Consider the following 7479-nt stretch of genomic DNA (forward strand, 5'->3'; position numbering starts at 1 on the left):
TGACCGAGAGGGGAACCGTCCCTTACTCCTGTTGTGACGTCCATGCAAAACCTTGAACAACAACTGGCTCAGGAGCTTTCCCTGCGCCCTGCCCAGATCCAAAACGCCCTGGAGCTCTTTGCAGAAGGGGCCACTGTTCCCTTCATCGCTCGCTACCGAAAAGAGCGTACGGGGGAGATGAATGAGGTGCAATTGCGAGAACTGGCCGATCGCTACGCCTACCTGACCGAACTGGGAGAGCGTAAGACGACGATTTTGCAGGCGATCGCGGAGCAGGGCAAACTCACCGATGAGTTAAAAGCCAAAATTGAAGCCTGCACTCAAAAAACCGAGTTAGAAGACCTCTACCTGCCCTACCGGCCCAAGCGCCGCACCCGTGCAACCATTGCCCGTGAGAAAGGGCTAGAACCATTGGCAGCGGCCATCAAAGCGGCCAACCGTCCGAATGCGCCAGCACTATCTCTAGAAGCAGAAGCGGCGAAGTTTCTCTCCGAGCAGGTCAAGACCGCAGAAGAAGCGCTGAAGGGCGCGGCAGATATTCTGGCAGAGGAAGTAGCTGAGCAGGCACCATACCGAGCATACCTGCGGCAATACTTATTAGAATCTGGCGTGTTTATGTCGCAAATTAAGGCGGCGCATCCCGAGGGAACAACCAAGTTTGAGATGTACCGCAACTATCAAGCCAAGGTGCAGGCGATCGCTCCCCACAACTTGCTCGCCTTACTGCGTGGGGAAACAGAAGACATCCTCACTCTCACCCTCAGTTTTGATGAAGAGCAGGTGCTGTATTACCTGGAATCTGAGGTCATTCGCACCAAAACACCAGCGATTAAGCAGTTTTATCGAGAGATGTTGAAGGATGCCTTCAACCGACTGATGAAAACTTCGCTGATCTCAGCCGTGATGGCGGAGAAGAAAGCCTGGGCGGACGGAGAATCGATCAAAACCTTTGAAGCGAATTTGCGGGATCTACTTCTGGCGGCTCCGGCAGGGATGAAGCCGACTCTGGCGCTCGATCCTGGATTTCGTACCGGTTGCAAGACAGCGGTGATCAGCGAAACGGGAAAGTTTTTGGAATATCAAACTATTTTTCCCCACCAGTCTGCAGCTCAACGGGAGCAGGCTGCCAAAACGGTCAAAACGCTGATTGAGAAGTACCAGATTCAACTGATTGCCATTGGTAACGGTACCGCTGGACGTGAAACAGATGCCTTTGTCACGGAAGTTCTGCAAGGGATTGAACGCCCTCCCATCAAAGTGATGGTGAATGAATCAGGCGCCTCCATTTATTCCGCAAGCTCTGTGGCTTTAGAGGAGTTTCCTGATCTGGATCTGACAGTGAGAGGTGCTATTAGCATTGGGCGACGGCTGCAAGATCCGCTTGCAGAGCTGGTGAAGATTGACCCCAAATCCATCGGTGTTGGCCAGTACCAGCACGATGTCGACCAGAAATTGCTGAAGAAAAAACTGGATGAAACGGTAGAAAGCTGCGTGAACTATGTGGGTGTGGACTTAAACACCGCTTCCAAAGAACTGCTGACCTTTGTATCGGGGTTGAGCCCCAGCGTAGCCAGCAACATTGTTGCCTATCGCAATCAAAATGGGGCCTTTCGCGATCGCCGTCATCTCCTCAAAGTGCCTAAGCTCGGGGCGAAAGCCTTTGAGCAGGCAGCAGGATTTCTGCGCATTCGGGGCGGTAACAACCCGTTAGATAACACAGCGGTACACCCGGAAAGCTATGGGGTGGTGGAAGCGATCGCCCGCGACTTGAAGGTGCCCCTGTCCGACATCTCCAAATCCCTTGATCAATTGAAAGCAGTTAATTTGAAGCAATATGTTACCGACACCATCGGTGAACCCACATTGCGGGACATTTTTCGGGAGTTGGAGAAGCCAGGACGTGACCCCCGAGCAGAGTTTAAGTATGCCACCTTCAACGAAGCGGTAAAGGAAATCTCTGATCTTCAGGTTGGAATGCAGCTTGAAGGCATTGTGACCAACGTTGCCAACTTTGGAGCTTTCGTTGATATTGGCGTACACCAAGATGGACTGATCCATGTCTCGCAAATGGCTGATCACTTTGTCAGCGATCCGAAGCAGGTTGTCAAGGTAGGTCAGGTCGTCAGCGTGCGTGTTCTAGAAGTAAATGAAGGGCTCAAGCGAATCAGCCTCTCCATGAAGTCTTCGGATTCTCCACCACCCAATCGGGGCGATCGCCAAAGCAATCCTCGTCCTAGCTCCAAAGGAAAAGCCCCAGCACCCGAGTCGAAACCCTCCAGCCTGGAAGACTTACAAGCTAAATTTGGTCGCAAACGGCCTAAATAAACGGCTTCAATACTCCAAAATAGAAATTCGCGGCCGTTGTGCCGCGAATTTCTATTTTGGGGTTAAGCGCGATCGCGCCCATGCACTTCGGCGGGAGGCGTCGTCACCTCAACCGCAGTAAAGGGTTCCAGGATTTTATAGGTGTGGGATGCGCCTTCAGGAACCACCCAGGAGTTGCCGGGTTCCAGCAAAATCATTTGGCCTTCCAAATGCAACTCAGCACGGCCATTGATCACATAGCCGATCGCCTCATAAGGACGTTGAGTCATCGGTTTTGCATCGTTGGGTTGCTCATTTTCCCAGAGCCGCATAGAGAGTTTTTTACTCAGTGCCAAGTGCTTCTGGCCCATCTCACCGATGGGTGCGGTTTCAGATGTCACTTTAATGACCGTCGTATCACTCATAGAACAATACCTCCAAATGATGTGGATAAAAGAACTTAAAACCTTCTGAGAACAAGGGTTAAACGGCATTCTTGATGCGAAATACCGTTCAGCGCGCTAATACGATTTGATAACACCGCATTATTTTCTCTATCCCATACGCATCCTAAGTTGAACATTTTGATCCAACATCTTTCCAATGGCTGACCATCAAAAGCTGTTTACCTTTATCCAGCCAATTAACCAGCTGGCCCAAATCATTCTCACCCATTTACTTGAGACAGAATCTCAAGCATTTCTTGCGAAAGGATTGATTCTGCTTGTTTCTGGCCCATGCCAAATCCACACTTCCATAAAAAATGTTTCCACTAAATGATCAGGACAGTTCTTTTTCTGGCGCAGAATCACCGAGTTAATCCGAAATAACGTTGGCTGTGTCTGGAGTTTCAGAAGTCACTTGTTCCTGTAAGGAAGTCACCTATGCGAGTTCGGATTGAATTTTTGGATGTTACTTGCCGCGACTCTGAAGATGTTACTGGAGCTGATACCCTTTACATTGTCGGTGGGGCATCTGATGGAGGGCGACAATTACAGCCTGTACTAACCAGTCGGCTGTGGTTACAAGGAGGCCAAACTCGCCCATTTTTCAATAACAGCAATGTGATTTTTGATGGCGATCTTCCCGTGGGCAGCATGGTTCACTTGGGGTTCAATGCTTATGACGAAGATGCATCCAAAGACTGGGCCAAGCATGGTGATTGGATCACCAAACTTGCAGATGGCATTGCAGGAGAAATTGAAAAACTTCCTCGCAATCCCAATCAGCCTCAGCAAACGGATGGGCCCAACTCAAAAGATCCGGCACAGGTTGCTGCAGCCATTTTGCGGGGCGGAGTACGTGTCATCGGCTTTTTTGCCAACATGGATAAGGATGACCCTCTCGGTAGCCATACTGCCGATATTGCCATCGGCAACCCCGGTTGGGAAGTGCGGGAATGGCTTTGTAAGGGCAACCGTCTCGGTGGTTTTCTAGGGTATTCCACCTGGGATTACAGCATTCGCTACCGTGTTACTCAGCTCAGTGATGGAGTACCCGGAGCGATCGCCACCTACGGCAACACAATTAAACTGCGCCATCTGGCCAGCGCCCGTACCCTCCACTCCCATGAGCAGACCTATGGCCATCCCGGTAGCTCTCGTCAACAACAGGTCACGGCATTTGAATACGCAGATGACAACGATTTATGGGTGATCAAAGGCCCCCACGGACAACCGGAGGATTACAAGCGGGGTCAGGTCGTTCAACATGGCGACATCATTCGACTGGAGCATGTTGCGACCCGGCGTAACCTGCACAGCCACGGGGGCATTCCCTCTCCGGTCACTGGGCAGCAGGAAGTCACCTGCTATGGTTACAACGGCATCGGAGATGATAATGATAACTGGCGCGTTGAATTGGAAGCTGGCGGCTCTCTGGGATCAAATAAGCGGCTACGATTGATTCACGTCAACACCAACCATGCACTGCATTCCCACTACGGCTACAGCCACCCCAACTGGACTCAGGGCCAGCAAGAGGTAACAGGCTTCGGTGGCCGGGATGATAATGATTGGTGGTCGCTGTTTGAGATCCGCTAAGTGATGGAAGGGGTAGGCGATCGCCTACCTCCTCTTATACTTACAGTCGAACAAAGGAGAGTGGACACTCAGTGCTCCCTCTCCTTTGTTCTAATAAAAATGGCTATTCCCACATCTTGCACTACAGCGCTTTTCAAGCGCTTAAAATCTGGTTGTTTTTGTGAGAGTTGCGCTCAACGCAACTCTCACAAAAACAACCGTAGCTGATTCAAGCGCAAAGCGCTATAAAACCCAAAGCCTCATTTTGTGTGCGCTTCGGGCACACAAAATGAGGCTTTGGGTTTTGGTCAGCAATTCTCATTTTGAAATCAGGCCCGAAAACCGCGCGAAGGCGCGCGGTTTTCGGGCATCAAAGCCAAGAGTTCACACCCGTAGGGCGTGAACTCTTGGCTTTGATGCCCATACTGAGAATTGATGGGTTTTGGTACGGTAGAGGTGCAAGAGGAAAGAAACAAGTGTGTTTCTTAGGAGGTTTCTGCATAAGAATTTACCCAGAATGTTAGTGCTTTGCCCGCTTCGCGGGCAAAGCACTAACATTCTGGGGGTAATTTCATTACTGGAAATCTCCTTAAAGTATTGCTAGACGAAAGGGAATTGTCGAGCTTGGTGGAATGGAGAGCGATCGCCAACCTCAGCAGCACCATCGTTGAAACCACTATAAAAATGTCCCAGCGGGAGCCCAAATATTTGCCTAAGAAACAAAAGGCCCACACCCTGTAATTGGGCGCAGGCCAGAATGCTAGTACTCTTATTTTTCACGGAAGGCGACGATAAGTCTGTACGGTAGCGTGATGGCTACACTAAATTTAATAACAACAAAAAATACCAACAGAATCATAGGAGAAAGAATGCTACATAAGGTAATACGGCATTGCGTCAGCCTTTATCACGGTTATCGAACCGGATACCATACAGCATTCTTCTAAAAGCTGAGTTCGGCTACACTCGTAATAAAAGCCACAGTCAGCAGGAACTGTGGCATGGGTTGTACTTTTTTTCATCCTGCCAACTCGTAACTTTAAAGCCCTCTACCAACATAAGGAGGGGATAAGGAATCTTTGGGAGGAAATCAAACTCCAACAAAAAATTGCAGGCGAGCTGTAGCATTGGTACGCTCTTTAGCTGCGTTTTACGTTGATGGCCTTAGCTGAATGGTTATGTCATGACGAGTCACTAAGGAGACTTCCAAAAAATGGGGATATTGTTTCTCAGAAACCTCCTAAGAGTACAGCTTCTACTGGCTCTTCAGGCTCTAACCATCCAGGAGATAGCGCTCATTCATCCTGTAACGATCGCCAACCAGGATCAGCTCCCTCAAAGTAGAGTCTGGTTACGAAAATAAGCTCCAATGAAAAAACCCGCTCTGAATATCAGAACGGGCCGAAGTGGAGAAAATCAACCATGAAATCTATAAGGGAGGCAAGGGCGGCTTGTAACTGGCCCGTTGCGTCATCCAAAACTTTCGCTTGGGGAAACTTTGCTTATACTCTCACCCCATTCCCTAGCGTTCTACAGCAAAATTGCCAAACCTAATAGCCGCGATCGATGGAATAAATCGGGGTACTTACGGTTGAGCGGACACAGCAAGGGTCTTTAGACCTCTAAAATAACCTTATAACTTATGGGAGTTGCAGGATGTAGAGCATAGTGCAAGATGTGGGGGGTAAAACTCACTACATTTTGCACTATCCGTAAGTCCTAATATTGTAAGTTGCCGTGGTTTAGCTCAATAGCATATTTCTAAAGTAGAGCTCGGTTATGACTTCGGTTATATCGGAGGACTACCCTAAAAGCCATACAAATTAGAACGGCGGGAAGAGGCTCACCAGAACGGGATCGGATAATTTTGTATATGAATCAAGTCGCATTTTATACTAGGTTCTTCCCAAAAGAACGCTGATCCATCCACGTTTTTCCTAAAGAGCGAGATTACAGTGATTTCTTCATGGCATAATCCACTTCCATCAAAAGGGTACACAACTCATCAAGTAGTTGTTTGTTGCTATAAAGACAGATGGGTCCCAATCTTGTTGTACCCACTTACGGATGCAATCGCATTGCGTCAAAAAGCACAAACTTTTGGTAAGGATCTCTTTATCTGCCCAGTCAGCGGGTTTTCAAGCAAGGAACTTGATTTGCTGTGAATCTGTAGATCGGTAGCGGCAAATAGCTCAACTCGATCAAACCTAAAAGCCATAGTGCTGTGCTTCCCAATAGGTGAAAAGCACGGCATCGTGGTTTTTAGGTTTGATTAACAGGTATGGAATGCGTAATTGTTTCTGGACGTATAGGTTTATAGGTTTTGTAGAGCGGTGCTGAATTTGGAAATGGGACGCGATCGCCAACACTAGCGCTGCTAGTGTTAGCACCCCAAAAATTGCAGGAAATCCGTAGCACCCAGTACAAAGTAGTGGCTAAGCAGCCACTTCCACAAAAAATTCTGGATTTTATTCTGTACAGAATCCTAAATAAATAAGCTTTTTAAAGGTCAAAAATTTTCAGATTTCCTGCAATCAAAAGTTCCCCACATTTGCCATAAGCCCTAAATTTAAGCACTCTGAAGATTTTTGCCACTATTCAGCATCGGTCTTTTCTGAGAAATTGATTAAGCAATATAATGTTTCAACTTTTTCACTAATAAATGTTGCAGCTGCTTGATCCCGTTGCTAGGGTGTGCAGAGGACTTGAGCGGATGCCTTCATCCTGTAAGTTCTCCTGATCTGTACGGAAACGTTAGTTGTAATCATGCTTGCGAACGTTATGACCATGGCTGCTCTGCTCGATTTGCATCAAGCCGCATCCATTCACCCGCGACAATCACGTCATGGCGTTCTTTGCCCAGGACTTGTTTTAGAAGTTGTTTCGCGCAAAGCGCACGAAACAACCCTTCTAGCCAGTTCTAAAACATGCCCTAGTGAATGCGATCGCAGTTCCCTTGAGCTACTTGATGCAACGTTCCCTGTTGTTTCGGTCGAGCCTTGTTCAATTGCAAACTGCTGTTGAATTCCTATGTGACTCACCTAGGTACAGGACAAAAATTGAAGGACGTGGAAAAACTCATCGATGAATAACTCCAGATTCAGTAGGATTTGACGCAGGTGGTCGAAACCATAGCGAAAGATACTCTTGGCTT

General features: G+C 48.2%; 3 protein-coding genes. 2 read left to right on the forward strand and 1 reads right to left on the reverse strand.

Annotation, left to right across the window (positions count from 1 at the left end):
• Positions 1 to 42: 42 nt before the first annotated feature.
• The gene (locus tag H6F91_RS02120; RefSeq protein ID WP_190774485.1) at positions 43 to 2325 is read left to right on the forward strand and encodes a Tex family protein; all 2283 of its coding nucleotides are present in this window, start codon (positions 43 to 45) and stop codon (positions 2323 to 2325) included.
• Between the two features lie 62 nt (positions 2326 to 2387).
• Here H6F91_RS02120 and H6F91_RS02125 read toward each other — a convergent pair whose 3' ends face one another.
• Positions 2388 to 2729 carry a cupin domain-containing protein gene (locus H6F91_RS02125; RefSeq protein ID WP_190774463.1) on the reverse strand — a complete coding sequence of 114 codons (342 nt, stop codon included), beginning with the start codon at positions 2727 to 2729 and terminating at the stop codon, positions 2388 to 2390.
• A 459-nt stretch (positions 2730 to 3188) separates the two neighbouring features.
• Between H6F91_RS02125 and H6F91_RS02130 the strand changes: the two genes are divergently transcribed.
• A complete protein-coding gene (locus H6F91_RS02130) occupies positions 3189 to 4346 on the forward strand; it encodes an MIR domain-containing protein (protein WP_190774464.1) in 1158 nt (385 codons plus the stop codon).
• The last annotated feature ends 3133 nt before the right edge of the window (positions 4347 to 7479 follow it).

Source organism: Leptolyngbya sp. FACHB-8 (genome assembly GCF_014695575.1).
Lineage (GTDB): Bacteria > Cyanobacteriota > Cyanobacteriia > Elainellales > Elainellaceae > Vacuolonema.

Bases quoted from the DNA above. Each gene is read 5' to 3' on its own strand.
- H6F91_RS02120 (WP_190774485.1), top strand. From the start codon at position 43: ATGCAAAACCTTGAACAACAACTGGCTCAGGAGCTTTCCCTGCGCCCT.
- H6F91_RS02125 (WP_190774463.1), bottom strand. From the start codon at position 2,729: ATGAGTGATACGACGGTCATTAAAGTGACATCTGAAACCGCACCCATC.
- H6F91_RS02130 (WP_190774464.1), top strand. From the start codon at position 3,189: ATGCGAGTTCGGATTGAATTTTTGGATGTTACTTGCCGCGACTCTGAA.